This window comes from Streptomyces sp. MUSC 14 (assembly GCF_001866675.1).
GTDB lineage: Bacteria > Actinomycetota > Actinomycetes > Streptomycetales > Streptomycetaceae > Streptomyces.
The window spans coordinates 30,009-46,580 of sequence record NZ_MLYN01000014.1 but is presented as its reverse complement, the minus strand read 5'-3'; the positions used below and the strand labels follow the sequence as shown (position 1 = coordinate 46,580).

Here is a 16,572-nt window from a genome sequence, read left to right as displayed (position 1 = left end):
GACATCGCCCACGGTTTGCCGGGCGGTGTCCAGGCGTGGCGCGGGCTGGGCGTTCGGGCACCGGGAGTAGCGTCGCCCGGGATGACCGAACTACCACAGATGTCCGATGCCCGTGAGGCCGTCGAACGGTACACGGCCCCCGCCCCGCGGCCCGGCCGGACCCTGCTGCGCTGGGCGGGCACGACCGACCACAAGGTGATCGGCCGGTTTTACATGGTCACGGCGTTCTGCTTCTTCCTGTTCGCCGGGCTGCTCGCGCTCGGCATGCGGGCCGAACTCGCCCGGCCGGGGCTCCAGTTCCTGAACGAGCACGGCTACGGCGAGTTCTTCACCATCCACGGCACGATCATGATGCTGCTGTTCGCGACGCCCATGTTCGCCGGGTTCGCCAACGCGGTGATGCCGCTGCAGATCGGCGCGCCGGACCTGGCACTGCCGCGGCTGAACGCGATGTCGTACTGGATGTACCTGTTCGGGGCGCTGATGGTGGTGTCCGGCTTTCTGGTGCCGGGCGGGGCCGCCGCGTTCGGCTGGTTCGCGTACGCGCCGCTGAACAGCGCCTACTTCTCGCCCGGCGCCGGCGGCGACCTGTGGGCGATGGGGCTGGTGGTCACCGGTGTGTCGACGACGCTGACCGCGGTCAACTTCATCACCACGATCCTGTGCCTGCGCGCTCCGGGCATGACCATGTTCCGGATGCCGATGTTCACCTGGAACGTGCTCTTCACCTCGATCCTGGTGCTGCCCGCCTTCCCGGTGTTCGCGGCGGCGCTGCTCGCGCTGGAGGCGGACCGGAAGTTCGGGGCGCACGTCTTCGACGCGGCGAACGGCGGCGCGATCCTGTGGCAGCACCTGTTCTGGTTCTTCGGGCATCCGGAGGTCTACATCGTGGCGCTGCCGTTCTTCGGGATCGTCTCGGAGATCGTCCCGGTGTTCTCCCGCAAGCCGCAGTTCGGCTATCTGCCGATGATCGGCGCGACCGTCGCGATCACGATGCTGTCGGCGGTGGTGTGGGCGCACCACATGTTCGCCACGGGCGCGGTGCTGCTGCCGTTCTTCTCCCTGATGTCGTTCCTGATCGCGGTGCCCACCGGGATCAAGTTCTTCGCCTGGATCGGGACGATGGTGAACGGCTCGGTGTCGTTCGAGACGCCGATGCTGTGGGCCATGGGCTTCCTGGTGTCGTTCCTGCTCGGCGGGTTGAGCGGGGTGCTGATCGCCTCCCCGCCGCTGGACTTCCACGTGACCGACAGCTACTTCATCGTGGCGCACCTGCACTATGTGCTGTTCGGCACCGTGGTGTTCGCGATGTTCGCCGGGTTCTACTTCTGGTGGCCGAAGTTCACCGGGAAGATGCTGGACGAGCGTCTCGGCAGACTCCATTTCTGGCTGCTGTTCCCGGCGTTCCAGCTGACCTTCCTGGTGCAGCACTGGCTGGGCACGTCGGGCATGCCGCGCCGGTACGCGGACTATCTGCCGGCGGACGGCTTCACGCTGCTCAACACCCTGTCCTCGGCGGGCGCGTTCCTGCTGGGGATCTCGACGCTGCCGTTCCTCTACAACGTCTGGCGCACCGCCGCCCGGGGCGAGCAGGTCACCCTCGACGATCCGTGGGGCTGGGGCCGGAGCCTGGAGTGGGCCACCTCCTGTCCGCCGCCCCGGCACAACTTCACGGCCCTGCCCCGGATCCGCTCGGAGTCGCCCGCGTTCGACCTGCACCATCCGGAGGCCGCCCGGGCCGGGGCGGAGCACGCGCGATGAGGACCGAGTCGATGCTGTTCGGCGGGGTGGCGGTGTTCTTCGGCGGGTCCGCCGCGCTGTACGGGGTGTGGTCCGGGGACGAGACGGGCACGGTCGCGCTGGTCGTCGCGTGCGGGATGGCGGCGCTGGTGTCGTTCTTCTGCCTGATCCAGTACCGGCGGCGGGGCAGCCGGGCGCAGGACCGCCCGGAGGCGGAGGTGGCCGACGGGGCGGAGCCGGTGGCGTTCTTCCCGGACGAGAGCATGTTCCCGGTCATCACCGCGTTCGGGTTCGCGCTGGCCGCCGGCGGCGTGGTCTACGGACTGTGGCTGTTCCTCATCGGTCTGGGGGTGCTGGCTCGCGGGGTGTTCGGGATGGCGTTCCAGTACGCGCGGCGGTGAGCGGTCGGCGCGGGGCGCCGGGCCGGAAGGACGCCACGGGTGCGTGGTCGCTCTCGTAGCCGCCGGTGATGTTCTGCCGGATCTCGCCGGTGGACACGCCGTGCGCCAGCCGGTGCCGTTCGGCCTCGGTGAGGGCCCGGCACAGCCAGCGGGTCACCAGGAACGCCAGTACGGGCAGGACGACCACGGCGACGCGCAGCACCCAGGTGAGGGCGTTGACGGAGATCCGGAAGGTCTGGGCGACGACGTCGTTGCCGCCGGCCAGCAGCAGCACGCCGTACCAGACGATGCCCGCGACGCCGAGGCCGGTGCGGACGGGGCGTTCGCGCGGCCGGTCGCAGAAGTGCTGTTCGCGCCGCCACTGCCCGGTGCGGCGCTGCTCGACGAACGGATAGGCGTACAGCACCGCGAACAGCAGGCCGGGCAGGACCACCGCGGGCAGCAGGACGTTCCACATCACGGTGTGTCCGGCGAGGTTCGTCTCCCAGGCCGGCATCAGGCGCAGCGCGCCCTCCAGGAAGCCGACGTACCAGTCGGGCTGGGCGCCGGTGGAGGCCTGGTCGGGGCGGTAGGGGCCGTAGTTCCAGACCGGGTTGACCTGGGCGAGCGCGGCTAGGAGCACCAGGACGCCGAAGACGATGAGGAACAGCCCGCCGGAGGAGGCCGTGAACCGGGGGAAGAACGGTCTGCCGACGGCGTTGTCCACGCGGCGGCCCGGGCCGCGCCACTGGGTGTGCTTGAGGTGGACCACCAGGATCAGATGCACGGTGACCAGGGCGACGAGGGCACCCGGGAGCAGCAGCACGTGCACCGGGTACAGCCGGGTGACGATGTCGTGCGCCGGGAACGCACCCCCGAAGACGAGGAAGGCCACGTACGTGCCGGCCAGCGGGATCGACGTCATGATGCCCTGTGCGATGCGCAGTCCGGTCCCGGAGAGCAGGTCGTCGGGGAGCGAGTAGCCGGCGAATCCCTCGGCGAGCGAGACCACGAACAGGGTCAGTCCGATCACCCAGTTCAGCTCGCGGGGGCGGCGGAAGGCGCCGGTGAGGAAGATCCGCAGCAGGTGCACGCCGATCGCGGCGACGAAGACCAGCGCGGCCCAGTGGTGGGCCTGGCGCAGCAGCAGTCCGCCGCGCACGTCGAAGCTGATGTGCAGGGTGGAGGCGAAGGCGGTGGACATGCGCACCCCGCGCAGCGGCGCGTAGCGGCCGGCGTAGACGACCTCGCGCATGACGGGCGTGAAGAACAGGGTCAGCCAGACGCCGGTCAGGAACAGCACCAGCAGGCTGTAGAGCGCGAGTTCACCGAGCAGGAAGGACCAGTGGTCCGGAAACGCCTTGCGCAGCAGCGGGCCGCCGTCGAGGACGGGCAGCCGGGCGTCGGCGGCCCGCACGAACCGCTCGCCACGGCTCGCCTCCCCGGCACCGCCACGGCCGCCCCCGCTCGTACCGCCTGCCGCTGCGCTCATGTCTCCTGCGGCTCCGCGGCCGCCCGCACCACCTCGTCCTCGATGTCGGCGCGCGGCCGGCCGGTCTCCCTCGCGTAGTCGCTCAGCGCGGTCTGCGCCTCGCGGGCCAGGTCCCGCGAGGCGCGCAGGGCCGTTTCGTAGGTCTCCGCCTGAGCGCCCGTCATACCCCGCTCGGCCGGCGGGCCGTAGGCCTCGCGCAGTTCGTCGACCGTGTGCTGGGCCGCGTCCGCGGCGCGTTGCTTCGCGACCAGTTCATCGAAGGTGTGTGCCACGCCGATCGACCCTAGGCACGGCCGCCGGGCGAGCCCCCTCGACCTGCCGGGGGCGCCCGCACCCGTACCCGAGTGGCGGGTCAGCCGCCGGGCACGAGATCGGCCCACACCTGTTTGCCGCCGCTGACCGGGACCGTCCCCCAGGCCGCCGAGACCGCTTCCACCAGCAGGATGCCGCGCCCTCCGGTGGCCTCCCAGCCGATGCTGGTGGGCTTGACCGGGCTGCGCGGCGAGGCGTCGGCGACGGCCAGCCGGAGCCGGTGGTTGACCAGGCTGAGGTCGAGGCGGACCTGGCCGTCGGTGTGCACGAGGGCGTTGGTGACGAGTTCGGAGACCACCAGCAGGGCCGCGTCGAGCGTGTCCGGGCTGACGCCCCAGGTGCGCAGGGTGCGCCGGGTGAAGCGGCGGGCGTGCCGGACCGCCTCCGGTACCCGCCACACCGTCCAGCTCTCGCGCAGGGGCCGTACGGCCATGCCGTCGTAGCGCATCAGCAGCAGGGCGACGTCGTCGGTGCGGTGGGCGTCGGTGAGCAGCGCGTCGGCGACCAGGCCGAGGTGGGCGGGGTCGGCGGCGGACAGGGCGCGGGCGAGCCGTTCCATGCCGGTGTCGAGGTCGGTGTCCGCAGACTCCACGAGGCCATCGGTGGTCAGTGCGAGCACGGTGCCGGGCGCCAGCCGCAGCGGGGTCATCGGGAACTCCGCCTGCGCCGTCACCCCGAGCGGCGGCCCGCCCTCGGTGCGCAGGATCTCGGTGCTGCCGTCCGGGTGACGCAGGACCGGCTCCAGATGGCCGGCGCGCACGATCCAGGCGGTGCCCTGCTCCATGTCGACGTCGACGTAGGCGCAGGTGGCGAAGAGGTCGGTCTCCATGTCCAGCAGCAGCCGGTTGGCGTGGGCGACGACCACGTCCGGGGCGTGGCCCTCGGCGGCATAGGCGCGCAGCGCGGTGCGCATCTGGCCCATCAGGGTGGCGGCGCCGGCGTTGTGGCCCTGGACGTCGCCGATGACGAAGGCCACGTGGTGGTCGGCGAGCGGGATCACGTCGTACCAGTCGCCGCCGACCTCCAGCCCGGCGGTGGTGGGCAGATAGCGGGCGACGGCGACCGCGCCGGGCAGCCGGGGCAGGCGGCGCGGCAGCAGGGTGCGCTGAAGCATGCCGACGAGTTCGTGCTCGGCGTCGAAGGCGTGGGCGCGCAGCAGGGCCTGGCCGGTCAGGGCGGCGCAGGCGGTGAGCAGGGCGCGTTCGTCGGGGCCGAAGTCGTGCGGGTCGTCCCAGCCGATCAGGCAGGCGCCGGCCACCCGGCCGCCGGCGGGCAGCGGCAGTACGGCGAGGCCGCCGGGGCCGACCTCGGCGAGGGCGGGCTCCAGGGTGCTGCCGGCGGGCCAGATCCGGGCGCGGCCCTCGCGCAACGCGGCCGCGAGCGTGGGCATGGCGCGCACCGGCGCGTCGGGCCACTCGGTGCGCCATTCGGTGCGCCACACCTCGGGCCACGCCTCGGGGTCGGGCGGGTCGAGGACGGTGACGACGAGGCGGTCGTTCTCCAGTTCGGCGAGGGCGATCCGGTCGGCCCTCAGCGGTACGCGCAGGGCGTCGACGACGGCCCGGCCGACGTCCTTGACCGTGCCTGCGGTGGCGAGAGCGGCGGCCAGGCGCTGCACCCGGGCCACGTCGGTGACGTCGGAGCGCAGGGTGGAGGCGTCGGCGACCGTGCCGACCAGCCGGGCCGGCCGGCCTTCCCCGCCGGACAGCAGCCGGCCGCGCAGCCGCAGCCACAGCAGCGCGCCGGAGGGCTGCAGGATGCGGAACTCCAGCTCGCGGTCGCCGATGGACATGTGGTCGGCCTCGACCACGGACATCAGCGCGGGCAGGTCCTCGGGCACGGCCCGCGCGAGCAGGGTCTCCACCCGGCCGTCGAAGGTGTCCCGGCCGAGCCCGAACAGCCCCAGGATGGCGTCGCCGACCTCGACCCGGCCGGTGTCCATGGCCAGGTCGAAGGCGTTCGCGGAGAGCTCGCCGGGCTCCCCCGCGGCGGCCGGGGCGGGGACGGCGACCGCGCCGGCGATCAGCTCCAGGCAGGCCCGGTCCTCGATGCCGAAGCCGCCCGGATGCTCGCTGACGGCCGCCAGCGCGCCCGCGCCCGCCGGGCCGAGCGGCAGGACGGCCACGGAGAAGTCCGGGGAGGGGGTGCGCCGGGCCTCGGGACACCCGGCCAGTTCCTCGGGGCCGAGCCACCGCGGGCGGCCGGTGCGGTGGGCCTCGGCGACCGGGGAGGTGCCCTCGGCCGGGTAGCCGTCGCGGAGCCCGTACAGGGTGCGCGGCAGGCCCGCCGACTCGGCGAGGGACAGCTGCGCGGGATCGTCGCCGGGCGTGTACACACCGACGAAGGCCGCACCGGCGAACACCAGCGCCTGTTCGAGGACCCGGTGGAGCCGGTCCGGGGAGCCGGGCGACGCGCGGAGGGCGTCGAGGGCGGCTGCGGCGCGCTCCGGCCCCGTCCTCGTCCCGCCGACCGCCGCGCCCTCGCTCACCACGTTCGCCATTACAGCGCGTGTGAGGCTCCTGCGCAGCCCCTGTGAACGCTGCGGGTGGCCCGCGGGCGGTGGCCCGGGCCGCGTGCGCCGGGTCCGCTCGAAAGCCGCCGAACACATCTTGACCCGTGAGTTCCGCACGGCGACCTCGTGACAGACGTGACTGTCCGCAGCCGTACGACGCCTGCGAGTGTCTCTTCCGGTCACCGGGGACGAGGGTCCGGTGACCGAGGACACGGTGCGAGGGCGCCGAGGGCGACGAGGGCGGAGGGGCATGGACAAGCGGTACGAGGTGTACGCGCTCGCCGACGGGCACTTCTACGACACGCCCGACCGGCTCCCGGACGCCGGCGGTGCGGCCGCCGCCCAGTTCACCGCGGCGCGCCGCGCCGTCCCGGACGGCTGGCACGCGTCCCGCTCCGGCGACTGGCTGAACCTGACCCCGCTCGGCCCGGACGGCGTGCCGCTGCCGTCGGCGGCCCAGGGCTGGAAGATCCACTCCTCGGCGACCGCCGCGAACGCGGAGCGGATCGCCGAGATCGTCTGGGACTACTGCGTACCGCGCCGCATCCCCTTCAAGTTCGTGCCGGGCCCGCAGCTGCTGCATCTGCGCAACGCCAAGTACGCGGGCCGCGACACCAGCGGCAAGTTCGTCACCGTCTACCCGGCCGACGAGACGCTGCTGCACGAGGTCCTGCGCGAACTGGGCGCGCTGCTGGCGGGGTTCGAGGGGCCGTACATCCTCACCGACCTGCGCTGGGGCGAGGGTCCGCTCTACGTCCGCTACGGCGCCTTCGCCCGCCGGTACGTCGTCGACGAGCGCGGCACGCTGGCCCTGGCGGTGGCCGACGGCGAGGGCAGACTCGTGCCGGACCGGCGGGCGCCGTCCTTCCAGGTCCCGGAGTGGGTGACCCTGCCCGGGTTCCTCCGGCCTCATCTGGCGGCCCGCAACACCACGACGGTCGGCGAGCTGCCGTACCGCATCGACAAGGCGCTGCACTTCTCCAACGGCGGCGGGGTGTACGCCGGCACCGACACCCGCGACGGGCGCAAGGTGGTGCTGAAGGAGGCCCGGCCGCACGCGGGGCTCGCGGCCGACGGCGCGGACGCGGTGACCCGGCTGGAGCGGGAGAAGGCCGCGCTGGAGCGGGCGGCCGGGACCGGTGTGGTGCCCGGGGTGCGGGACTGGTTCCTGCTCGGCGAGCACCGGTTCCTGGTCATGGACTTCCTCACGGGCCGCCCGCTCAACTCCTTCTTCGCCGAGCGGCATCCGCTGCTGACCCCCGACCCCGACCCGGCGAAGGTCGCCGCGTACACGGCGTGGGCGCTGCGGATCCACGCGGCGGTGGAACGGGCGGTCGAGGCGGTGCACGCGTGCGGGCTGGTCTTCAACGACCTGCACGTCTTCAACATCATGGTGGCCGAGGACGAACGGTCGGTGCATCTCATCGACTTCGAGGCCGCCGCGCCCGCCGCCGAGAACGCCCGGCAGACCGTCGCCCATCCCGGTTTCTTCGCCCCGCCGGACCGCCGCGGCCCGGACGTGGACCGCTATGCGCTGGCCTGTCTGCGGCTCGCCCTGTTCCTGCCGGTGACCACGCTGTTCGTGGTGGACCGCGGCAAGGCGGCCCATCTCGCGGACGTCGTCGCCGAGCAGTTCCCGGACGTGCCGCGGGCCTTCCTGGACGAGGCGGTCGCGGAGATCACCCGGGACACGGCGGGCGGCCGACGGGTCCGGACCGCCCCGCCCGTGGTGCCGGGTGACTGGCCGTACAGCCGCGACTCGATGGTGAAGGCGATCCTCGCCTCCGCCACCCCGGAGCGCGACGACCGGCTGTTCCCCGGTGACATCGGCCAGTTCTCCGACGGCGGCGGCCTCGGCCTCGCACACGGCGCGGCCGGGGTCCTGTACGCCCTGGAGGCGTCGGGGGCGGGCCGCTACGACGAGGGCGAGCGCTGGCTGCTCGACCACACCGCCCCGCCGCCGCCCGGCACCCCGCTCGGCCTGTACGACGGCCTCGCGGGCGTCGCCCTGGTCCTCGATCAACTGGGCCACCGGCAGCGGGCGTTGGACCTGGTCGACGACATCCTGCGGGAGAACTGGCGCAATCTCGCCTCCGACCTGCACGGCGGGCTCGCCGGACTCGGTCTGGTCCTCGGCCGGCTCGCGGACACCACCGGCGAGCCGTACCTGCGGCAACACGCCGCCGAGGCCGCCGACATCGTCGTACGGCGGCTCACCGAGCCCGTGCCGGACAGACCGCGCCGGCGCGCCGGGCTGCTGCGCGGCGCGAGCGGTCCGGCGCTGTTCCTGCTGCGGCGCCACCAGGAGACCGGCGAGGACCGCTATCTGGCCGCGGCCGCCGTGGCGCTCCGCCGTGACCTGGACTGCTGCGTGACCCAGCGGGCGGGCGGCGGCCTGGAGGTGGACGAGGGCCGGCGGACGCTGCCCTACCTCGGTGACGGCAGCGCGGGCATCGGCCTGGTTCTGGACGACTACCTCGGGCACACGGACAACGAGGCGTTCGCCCGCGCCCGTACCGGCATCCTCACCGCCGCCACCTCACGCTTCTACGCCCAGCCCGGCCTGTTCCAGGGCCGCGCCGGAATGATCCTGCACCTCGCCCGCTCCACGGCGCCGGGCGCCGGCCGGGAGCGGCTGGCACGGCAGATCGAGGGGCTCGGCTGGCTCGCCATGGACTACCAGGGCCAACTCGCCTTCCCCGGGCACCAGATGATGCGTCTGTCCATGGACCTCGCCACCGGAACGGCGGGCTGCCTGCTCGCGCTCGCCGCGGCCTGCGACGACCCCCGCACCGCGCACCTGCCGTTCCTCCCGCCGGCACCGGCGGCCCCCGCACGCGGCTCCGCACGGACGGAGCCGTGATCCAACCCCCGTCCCCGACAAGGAAAGGACCCTGCCATGGCCCTGCTCGACCTTCAGACCCTTGAGTCCGACGAGCACGACGGCGGCGGCGCGAGCACCGTGAGCCTGCTCTCCTGCGTCTCCGCCGCGAGCATCCTGCTCTGTCTCTGACCGAACGGGAGCTTCACCGGCTCCGGACGGACCCCTCCCGCAGGGGAGGGGTCCGTCCGGGGCCGCCCCGGTGCGCCGGGCATCCCCCGCACCCCTCCGAGCCGAGCGAGGCCGCAGCCGATGACCCCCTCTCCGGCCCCGGCGCCGCGGCAGTCGGCCGACTCCCGCTGCGACGGCGGCACTTCGGCGGCCGGCCGCGCCCTGTCGCGCGCGGTGCTGCGCCACGGCCGCGCCCGCTGTGCCGCGCTGTGCGCCGTGAGTACGGCTGCCACGGCCGCCGGCCTGCTGCTGCCGGCCCTCCTCGGCCACACCCTCGACCTGCTCCTCGCCCAGGCGCCGGCCGCCCGCTGGGTCGCCTGCTGTGCCGGTGTCGTCCTGCTGCTCGCCCTGCTGGACGGCTGCGCGGGCGTACTCACCGGCACGGCCACCGCACACGCCACCGCCTGGCTGCGCCGCCGCCTCACCGGGCACGTCCTCGCGCTGGGCCCGCGCGCGACGGCCCGGTTCGGCGCCGGGGACCTGGTGGCGCGCGGGGTCGGCAACGCCGCGCAGGCCGGGACGGCGCCGGGTGCGGTGGCCGCGCTGCTCGCCGCGCTCGCCGGGCCGGTCGGGGGCGTGGTGGCGCTCGGCGTCATCGATCCGTGGCTGGCGGCCGTGTTCCTCGCCGGAGCACCGGTCCTGGCCCTGCTGCTGCGCGCCCTCGCCCGGGACACGACCGCCTGCGTGGCCGAATACCAGCGGGCGCAGGGCCGGATCGCCGGCGCGCTGGCCGATGCGATCGCGGGCTCCCGGACGATCCGGGCGGCGGGCGTGGCGGACCGGGAGACGGCCCGGATCCTCGCGCCGCTGCCCGAACTGTCGCGTGCCGGGCGGCGGATGTGGCAGGTGCAGGGGCGGGCCGCCGCGCAGGCGGTCACCGTGGCACCGCTGCTGAACCTGGGCGTCCTCGCGGTGGCCGGGCTGCTGCTGGCCCGGCACCGGCTGTCGGTCGGCGACCTGCTGGCCGCCTCCCGGTACGCGGTGCTCGCGACCGGGGTCGGCGCGCTCGTCGGCCAGCTGTCCGCGCTCGCCCGCGCCCGCGCCGCGACCGTCCGGCTCGCCGAGGTGACGGCCGAACCCCGCCCGGAGCACGGCACCCGCCGCCTGCCCGCCGGACCCGGCCTGCTGGAGCTGCGCGCGGTGACCGCCGTCCGGGGCGGCCGCGCGGTCCTCGACGGACTGGATCTGACCGTCCCGGGCGGTACGACCCTGGCGCTCGTCGGCCGCTCCGGTACCGGGAAGTCCCTGCTCGCCGAGGTGGCCGGCCGGCTGACCGACCCCGATGCGGGTGAGGTCCTCCTGGACGGCGTCCCCCTGCGCAGCCTCACCCACGACGAGCTGCGGCGCGCCGTCGCCTACGCCTTCGAACGCCCCGCCCTGCTGGGCACGACGATCGAGGACGCCCTCGCCTTCGGGCTCGCCGACCGGCCCCCGGCCGCCGTCCGGTCGGCCGCCCGGCGCGCCCACGCCGACGGCTTCGTCCGCAGGCTGCCCGACGGCTACGCCACCCTGGTCGCCGACGCCCCCCGTTCCGGCGGGGAGTCCCAACGCCTGGGCCTGGCCCGGGCGTTCGTCCGCGACGGCCGCCTCCTCATCCTCGACGACGCCCTGTCCAGCCTCGACACGGTCACGGAACACCGCATCGCCCAGAGCCTGTTGGCCTCCGTCCCGGCCCGCACCCGCCTCCTGATCGCCCACCGCCCGGCGACGGCGGCCCGCGCGGACCGCGTCGCCTGGCTGGACGACGGCCGCGTCCGGGCCGTGGGCACCCACCGGGAACTGTGGCGGGACGCGGCGTACCGGGCGGTGTTCGGGGCGGCGTTCGGGGCGGAGGGGGAGAGCGACGCCGGGGCCGCGGCAGGCAGCGGGGAACGAGGCTGATGGAGGGGCACATGGCGGCGGACGGTCGTCGGAGCGGAACGACGACGGACTTCATGTTCCGTACCAGGGAAGGGGGTTGAGCGGCGTGCGCAGAGCGGCGGCCCGGTTCCTGCGGGACCGGTGGCGGGTCCTGGTGCGGCTCGGGGCGTGGTCCGTGCTGGAGGCGGGGCAGACCTTTCTCGTCGGATACGCGCTCGCGCGAGCGCTGGACGCCGGGTTCCTGGCCGGAAGTGTGCGGACCGGCCTGGGGTGGCTGGGGGCGGCGGGGCTCGCGGTGTGCGCCGGGGCGTACGGGACCGGGCGGGTCTACGGCGTGGTCGCCGAGCTGGTCGAACCGGCCCGGGACCGGCTGGTGACCGCCGTGGTCGGGCGGGGGGTGCGGGAGGCGGACCCGGGTGCGCTGTCCGGGCTCACCCAGCAGGTGGAGCTGGCCCGGGACACGCTCGCGGGTGTGGTGATGGTGTCGCGCTCGTTCCTGTTCACCGCCGCCGGCGCCCTGATCGGTCTGTTCTCACTGGCCCCGCTGCTGCTGCCCGTCGTCCTGCCCCCGCTGCTGGCCGGGGTGGCGCTGTTCGCCGTGACCCTCCGGCCGCTGGCCCGCCGTCAGGAGGCGTTCCTCACCGCCGACGAGGCGCTCGCCCGGGAGCTGGGCACGCTGTGCCCGGGGCTGCGGGACGTCACGGCGTGCGGCGCCGAGGAGCGCGTCGCTGCGGACCTGGGACGACGGATCGACGCCGAGCTGGCGACCGCACGCGCCCTGGCCCGCTGGAGCCTGACCCGCACGGCGGCGCTGGCCGTCGGCGGCGAACTGCCCGTGGTACTGCTCCTGGTGACGACCCCCTGGCTGCTGCGCCACGGCGTGAGCGCGGGCGCCCTGGTCGGCGCGCTCGCCTACGTCACCCAGTCCCTGCTCCCCGCACTCCAGAACCTGGTCCACGGCCTCGGCACCAGCGGCTCCCGCCTGACGGTGGTCCTACGCCGCCTGACCGGCCCGACACCGCACACCCTCACGCGCGCCCGAACACAGCCGGCCGACGGCCACGACCAGGACACCCAGCCCCCACACCCCACACCCCAGAACCCCACCCACCACCCCGGCACCGGCAGCTCCCGCCTGACAGCGCTACTGCGTCGCTTGACCGGCCCGACATCGCACACGCTCCCGCGCACCCAAACGCTGCCGGCCGACGGCCATGACCGGGAAAGCCCAATCCGCAGCCTCCACACCAACCGCTCCCGCCCGACCGCGGCACCACGCCGCCGGACCGGCCCAACGCCGCACACACTCCCCCGCGCACAGACACAGCCGGCCGAGGGGCGCAAGCAGCCGCAACCCTCCCGCGCCCGGCACACGACCGCAGCACCCGCCACCGCCCCCGTACCCGCCCTCGCCCTGACCTCCCTCTCCTTCGCCTACGGCCCCGCCTGCGAGCCGGTCCTCGACGGTCTCGACCTCAGCCTCCCCACAGGCGCCCATCTGGCCGTCGTAGGGCCAAGCGGCATCGGCAAGTCGACGCTCACCGGCCTGATCGCCGGGCTGCTCACCCCGGACCAGGGCACGATCCGCGTGCACGGCAACCCCGTACCCGCGCCGCAGGCAACCGTCCTCATCCCTCAGGAGGCCTACGTCCACGGCGGCACCCTCGCCGAGAACCTGGCCCTCTTCCGGGCGGGCCCCGTGCCGGAGGCCGAGCTGCTGGCTGCGGCCGATGCCGTCGGGCTGACCCCGTTGCTGCGGGCGCTGGGCGGGCCGGGCGCCCGGGTGGAGCCGGCGGCGCTGTCCGCCGGCGAGCGCCAGCTGATCGCGCTGACCAGGGCCTACCTCTCGGCCGCCCCGCTCGCCCTGCTCGACGAGGCGACCTGCCATCTCGACCCGGCGGCCGAGGCACGCGCCGAGCGGGCCTTCGCCGGGCGTCCGGGCGGCACACTGCTGGTCGTCGCCCACCGGCTCGGTTCGGCCCGCCGTGCCGGGCGGATCCTGGTCATGGACGGTGCGCGCACCGCCTGCGGCACCCACGACGACCTGTTGCGCACCTCGTCCCTGTACCGGCAGCTCACCGCCGGGCGACCCCCGTCGCCGACCACCACGCTCCCCCGCTAGCCGGGCACCGGTCACAGCCACCCTTCCCCACGCGATATGCGGATGGCGTCGATCCGATTGCGCGCGCCCGTCTTGCGGGTGATCGACGCCATGTAGTTGCGGACCGTGCCGTGGGACAGGTGCAGGCTTCCGGCGATCTCCGCGATCGACGCGCCCCCGGCCGCCAGCGACAGCACGCTCAGCTCGCGTCTCGTCAGTGGCATCTGGGCCGCCTGGAGAAAGCCGAAGCCCAGTGAGGCATCGACGAAACGTTCCCTCGCGGCGACGCTGCGGATCGCGCGCAGCAGTCGGTCCGGTGAGCCCGCCTTGTCGACGAAGCCGAGGGCGCCCGCCTCGGCGGCCCGCTTCAGCAGACCCGGCCGGTTCGCGTGGGCCATGACCACCAGCGCCGGCGGCCGGCCGGCCCCGGACCGCGCCGGGGACAGATCGCCGAGCGGCGGTATGCCATGGCCGTCGACGCAGTCCAGGTCCGCCGCGCACACGTCCGGCGACACCGACCGGATCCGCGCCGCGGCCGAGCGCCACGGTGTGTCGTCCACGTCCAGCCCCGGTTCCCGGCCCAGCCACTCCGCCAGCACCGCCCGCACCAGACACGCGTCGTGCACCAGAAGCAACCGAATCACTGCCCGCCCCCTCGCAAGCTCGTCGTACCGCGTGCTCATCGCCCGGCCCCATTGCCGCGGCCCGTCCCGTCGTACCCCCTCGTCCCCGCGCGCCTGCCCATTCTTGGGCGCGTCCCGCGTTCACGGGCGCGGAGAATCGGCCATCAGGGTGCGCGGGGGCGCACGCGGAGCGCCCGTACGCCGTCCGCGCTTCCGATGTCCTCGGCACGCGTCCGGGCCGTGGCGCGGACGGCCAGGGCCGGGACCGGGGCGCTCGCCGTGCGCGGCGCGCTCCCGCGAGGGAGTCTGGTGCCCGGGGCGCGACGCGCGGCCGTACGAGGAGGTGGTGGCGTGTCCGACGGGCCGGGCTCAGGGCCGGTACCGGCGGCCGAGGACACGGTGGCCGCCCGGCCGGTGCTGTCGCTCGCCCTGGCCTCGATGATCGAGGAGGTCCGCGCCCACTCCGGCGCGGTGTATCTGCTCAGGCCCGACCGGCCGGTCCTGGAGATGGCGGTGCACGCGGGCATGCCGCGGGCGTTCGCGGCGCCGTGGGAGCGGGTCGGGTTGAGCGCGCGGCTCCCGGTCGCCGACGCGGCGCGCGAGCGGCGGCTGGTGTGGGTGGGGGGCGAGGAGGAGATGGCCGGCCGGTATCCGCGGATCGCGCTCGTGCTGCCGTATCCGTTCGCGCTGGCCGCGGTGCCGGTGGCGACCGAGAACCGGTTGTACGGCGCGGTGTTCGTGACCTGGCCGGGTGCGCATCCGCCGGAGCTGTCGGACGTGGAGCGCGCGGATCTGACCGCGGCCTGCAACCGGCTGGCCCTGCGGCTGGAACGGGCCGTGGCGGAGAACCGGCCGCTCGGCCCCGAGGCCGACGTGCTGCCGGTGCCGGTGCCGGCGGTCGCGGTGGCGGGTACGACCGGCTCCGCCGAGGCGGCGCGGATGGTGGCCCGGCTGCCCTACGGGCTGCTGTCGCTGGATCTGAACGGCCGGATCGCGTTCGCCAACGCGGCCGCCACCGAACTGCTCGGCCGCACCACCGGGGAACTGCTCGGGACGCTGCCGTGGGCGTCGGTGCCCTGGCTCGACGACCCGATGTACGAGGAACGTTACCGGGGCGCGCTGATCAGCCAGCAGGTGACGTCGTTCGTGGCACTGCGTCCGCCGGGCGAGTGGCTGTCGTTCCGGATGTATCCCAGCCGGAGCGGGCTGAGCGTGCGGATCACCCGGGCCCGGGCGGTGGCGGAGATGGCACAGGAGGCGCCGCGGGCCGGTCCGCAGCCGTCCCGGCTGGTGACGATCTCACAGGTGCTGAGCCTCGCGGGCGCGCTGACCGAGGCGGTGGGCGTGCAGGACGTGGTGCAGCTGGTGTGGGACGAGGTGACCCCGGCGGTCGGCGGGCAGGCGGTGGTGATCCTCGGCTCGCAGGGCGGGCGGCTGCATGTGCTCGGGCACCGGGGATACGCCGATCCGGGCGTCGTCGAGCGCTTCGACGGGCGGCCGCTCGCCGAGCGCACCCCGGGCACGCATGCCCTGATGAGCGGGGTACCCGCGTTCTTCGACTCGCGGGAGCAGCTGGAGCGGTTGTATCCGGACCGGCACGACACCCCGGACGGCTTCGCGGCCTGGGCGTATCTGCCGCTGATCGCGTCCGGGCGGCCGGTGGGCACGTGCGTGCTGGCGTACGCAGCGCCGCATGTCTTCTCCGCCGACGAGCGGGCCGTGCTGACCTCCCTCGGCGGGCTGATCGCGCAGGCGCTGGAGCGGGCCCGGCTCTACGACGCCAAGCACCGGCTGGCGCACGGCCTCCAGCAGGCACTGCTGCCCAGTTCGCTGGTGCCGCCGCCCGGCATCGAGGCCGCCGCCCGCTATCTGCCGGCCATGCACGGCATGGACATCGGCGGGGACTTCTACGACCTGGTGCCGACGCTGCCGCTGTCGTCGGCGGTGATCGGGGACGTCCAGGGGCACAACGTGACGGCGGCGGGCCTGATGGGGCAGATCCGTACCGGCGTGCGGGCGTACACCACGGTCGGGCAGGACCCGCACGAGGTGATGAGCAGCACCAACCGGCTGCTGATCGACCTCGGCGCGGAACTGTTCGCCAGCTGTCTGTACCTGCGGCTGGATCCGGCGCGCCGGCGGGCCGTGATGGCACGGGCGGGCCATCCGCCGCCGCTGCTCAGGCGCCCGGACGGCCGGGTGCGGGTGCTGGACCTGGCGGGCGGCCCGCTGCTCGGGATCGACGCGGCCGCCGTGTATCCGACGACCGAGGTGTCCCTCGCGCCGGGTTCGGTGCTGGTCCTCTACACCGACGGTCTGGTGGAGTCGCCCGGCGTCGACATCGAGGACGCGCTGGTCGACCTCGGCGGGCTGCTGTCGGAGTGCGGGCACCGGCCGCTGGAGGAGCTGGCGGACGAGGTCGTCCGGCAAAGCACGGCGGCCCGGGGGCGGGCGGACGACGTGGCGGTGCTGCTGCTGCGGGCCTGCCCCGGTCCCTGAC

The 16,572-nt window shown here is 74.6% G+C and carries 11 protein-coding genes; 7 read left to right on the top strand and 4 right to left on the bottom strand.

The window, feature by feature from the left end:
* The first annotated feature begins 99 nt into the window (after positions 1-99).
* Both ctaD and BIV25_RS07700 read left to right on the top strand, forming a co-directional pair.
* Positions 100-1,761 (top strand): cytochrome c oxidase subunit I, encoded by a 1,662-nt coding sequence (ctaD, locus tag BIV25_RS07705; protein ID WP_071371422.1) that lies wholly within the window; start codon positions 100-102, stop codon positions 1,759-1,761.
* Positions 1,758-2,141, top strand: a complete 384-nt coding sequence (locus BIV25_RS07700) for a cytochrome c oxidase subunit 4 (RefSeq protein ID WP_071371421.1) — start codon at positions 1,758-1,760, stop codon at positions 2,139-2,141. The genes ctaD and BIV25_RS07700 overlap by 4 nt, the downstream gene beginning before the upstream one ends.
* Here BIV25_RS07700 and BIV25_RS07695 read toward each other — a convergent pair.
* The 3 genes from BIV25_RS07695 to BIV25_RS07685 form a co-directional block, all read right to left on the bottom strand.
* The gene (locus tag BIV25_RS07695; RefSeq protein ID WP_079176489.1) at positions 2,077-3,612 is read right to left on the bottom strand and encodes a ubiquinol-cytochrome c reductase cytochrome b subunit; all 1,536 of its coding nucleotides are present in this window, start codon (positions 3,610-3,612) and stop codon (positions 2,077-2,079) included. The two genes, BIV25_RS07700 and BIV25_RS07695, sit on opposite strands and share 65 nt — an antisense overlap.
* On the bottom strand, positions 3,609-3,884 hold the full coding sequence (locus BIV25_RS07690; RefSeq protein WP_071371420.1) for a hypothetical protein: 276 nt from the start codon (positions 3,882-3,884) through the stop codon (positions 3,609-3,611). Before BIV25_RS07690 ends, BIV25_RS07695 begins: the two co-directional genes overlap by 4 nt.
* Before the next feature lie 80 nt (positions 3,885-3,964).
* Positions 3,965-6,424, bottom strand: coding sequence for a SpoIIE family protein phosphatase (locus BIV25_RS07685; protein ID WP_177235188.1), 2,460 nt, complete (start codon positions 6,422-6,424; stop codon positions 3,965-3,967).
* A gap of 262 nt (positions 6,425-6,686) precedes the next feature.
* On the opposite strand from BIV25_RS07685, the gene lanKC reads away from it, so the two are divergent.
* The 4 genes from lanKC to BIV25_RS46530 all read left to right on the top strand — a co-directional run bounded on the left by lanKC (position 6,687) and on the right by BIV25_RS46530 (position 13,470).
* A complete protein-coding gene (gene lanKC / locus BIV25_RS07680; RefSeq protein WP_071371419.1) occupies positions 6,687-9,299 on the top strand; it encodes a class III lanthionine synthetase LanKC in 2,613 nt (870 codons plus the stop codon).
* A gap of 36 nt (positions 9,300-9,335) precedes the next feature.
* Positions 9,336-9,449, top strand: a complete 114-nt coding sequence (locus BIV25_RS07675; protein ID WP_071371418.1) for a SapB/AmfS family lanthipeptide — start codon at positions 9,336-9,338, stop codon at positions 9,447-9,449.
* 120 nt (positions 9,450-9,569) lie between these two features.
* Complete coding sequence (locus tag BIV25_RS07670; RefSeq protein WP_079176488.1) at positions 9,570-11,369, top strand: ABC transporter ATP-binding protein; 1,800 nt, start codon at positions 9,570-9,572, stop codon at positions 11,367-11,369.
* A gap of 85 nt (positions 11,370-11,454) precedes the next feature.
* The gene (locus BIV25_RS46530; protein WP_305729316.1) at positions 11,455-13,470 is read left to right on the top strand and encodes an ABC transporter ATP-binding protein; all 2,016 of its coding nucleotides are present in this window, start codon (positions 11,455-11,457) and stop codon (positions 13,468-13,470) included.
* An 11-nt stretch (positions 13,471-13,481) separates the two neighbouring features.
* Here the strand turns inward: BIV25_RS46530 and BIV25_RS07655 are convergent, their stop codons facing one another.
* Positions 13,482-14,093: a response regulator transcription factor gene (locus BIV25_RS07655; protein WP_071371417.1), complete on the bottom strand. Its 612-nt coding sequence runs from the start codon at positions 14,091-14,093 to the stop codon at positions 13,482-13,484.
* A 330-nt stretch (positions 14,094-14,423) separates the two neighbouring features.
* On the opposite strand from BIV25_RS07655, the gene BIV25_RS07650 reads away from it, so the two are divergent.
* Positions 14,424-16,571: a SpoIIE family protein phosphatase gene (locus BIV25_RS07650; RefSeq protein WP_071371416.1), complete on the top strand. Its 2,148-nt coding sequence runs from the start codon at positions 14,424-14,426 to the stop codon at positions 16,569-16,571.
* The last annotated feature ends 1 nt before the right edge of the window (position 16,572 follow it).

Bases quoted from the DNA above. Each gene is read 5' to 3' on its own strand.
- ctaD (WP_071371422.1), top strand. From the start codon at position 100: ATGTCCGATGCCCGTGAGGCCGTCGAACGGTACACGGCCCCCGCCCCG.
- BIV25_RS07700 (WP_071371421.1), top strand. From the start codon at position 1,758: ATGAGGACCGAGTCGATGCTGTTCGGCGGGGTGGCGGTGTTCTTCGGC.
- BIV25_RS07695 (WP_079176489.1), bottom strand. From the start codon at position 3,612: ATGAGCGCAGCGGCAGGCGGTACGAGCGGGGGCGGCCGTGGCGGTGCC.
- BIV25_RS07685 (WP_177235188.1), bottom strand. From the start codon at position 6,424: ATGGCGAACGTGGTGAGCGAGGGCGCGGCGGTCGGCGGGACGAGGACG.
- lanKC (WP_071371419.1), top strand. From the start codon at position 6,687: ATGGACAAGCGGTACGAGGTGTACGCGCTCGCCGACGGGCACTTCTAC.
- BIV25_RS07675 (WP_071371418.1), top strand. From the start codon at position 9,336: ATGGCCCTGCTCGACCTTCAGACCCTTGAGTCCGACGAGCACGACGGC.
- BIV25_RS07670 (WP_079176488.1), top strand. From the start codon at position 9,570: ATGACCCCCTCTCCGGCCCCGGCGCCGCGGCAGTCGGCCGACTCCCGC.